The 1,155-nt window shown below is 46.2% G+C and carries 1 protein-coding gene; it reads left to right on the top strand.

Annotation, left to right across the window (positions count from 1 at the left end):
- Nucleotides 1-1,062: protein adenylyltransferase SelO (locus BCT81_RS02415; protein WP_102423142.1), on the top strand; the 1,062-nt coding region annotated here is incomplete at its 5' end.
- Nucleotides 1,063-1,155: the final 93 nt, after the last annotated feature.

The raw sequence follows: 1,155 nt of genomic DNA, 5'->3' as shown, positions 1-1,155 counted from the left end.
ACTGTGCGCGAGTATTTGTGCAGTGAAGCGATGGCGGGGCTTAATATCCCAACGACTCGTGCATTGGCAATGATGACCAGTGACACGCCGGTTTACCGAGAGAAGCAAGAATGGGGTGCACTGCTGGTGCGTGCTGCAGAATCACATATCCGCTTCGGTCACTTTGAGCACTTGTTTTACACAAATCAGTTGGTTGAACATAAATTGTTGGCCGACAAAGTCATCGAGTGGCACTTCCCTGAGTGCCTAGATGAAGAAAAGCCATACGCTGCTATGTTTAATCAAATTGTTGACCGCACCGCAGAGATGATTGCGTTGTGGCAAGCAAATGGCTTTGCTCACGGGGTGATGAACACGGATAACATGTCGATCATTGGACAAACCTTCGATTACGGCCCGTTTGCCTTCCTTGATGAGTATGATCCCCGCTTGATCTGCAATCACTCTGATTACCAAGGGCGTTATGCGTTCAATCAGCAACCAAGAATCGGTATGTGGAATTTATCGGCATTGGCACACTCGTTGTCACCGCTGGTGGAAAGGGCTGATTTAGAGGCGGCATTGGAACAATACGAGCCACAAATGAACGGTTATTTCAGCCAACTGATGCGCCAAAAGCTTGGTCTGCTTTCCAAGCAAGAAGGTGACAGCCGCTTGTTTGAGTCTATGTTCGAATTGATGTCGCAAAACAAAGTCGATTACCCAAGGTTCTTTAGAACTCTGTCGAACCTAGACACTTTGCCTGCTCAGGAAGTCATTGATTTGGTCATCGATCGTGATGCAGCGAAGCTATGGTTGGATAACTACTTGCAACGTTGTGAACTTGAGGAGAGTTCAGCTACAGAGCGCTGCGAAAAGATGAGGCAGGTAAATCCTAAATACATTCTTAGAAACTATTTGGCTCAACTTGCGATTGAAAAGGCCGAACGTGGTGATAGCAGCGATGTTGATGCTCTGATGGTAGTACTCGCAGACCCATATGCGGAGCACCCTGATTACGAATACTTAGCTGCTTTACCACCGGAATGGGGCAAAGGTATGGAGATTAGCTGCTCGTCTTAAATCGGCTTATCAGTATAAAACCAACAGATAGCGGTCGCTTAGTTGTGATCTCTATCTGTTTGTTCTTCTAATTTTACAAACATATCAATAATC

Origin of the sequence: Vibrio sp. 10N.261.52.A1 (assembly GCF_002876325.1) — a bacterium.
Taxonomy (GTDB): Bacteria; Pseudomonadota; Gammaproteobacteria; order Enterobacterales; family Vibrionaceae; genus Vibrio; species Vibrio chagasii.
The sequence above is the reverse complement of the archived record's forward strand: the minus strand, read 5'-3'. Positions and strand labels throughout refer to the sequence as shown.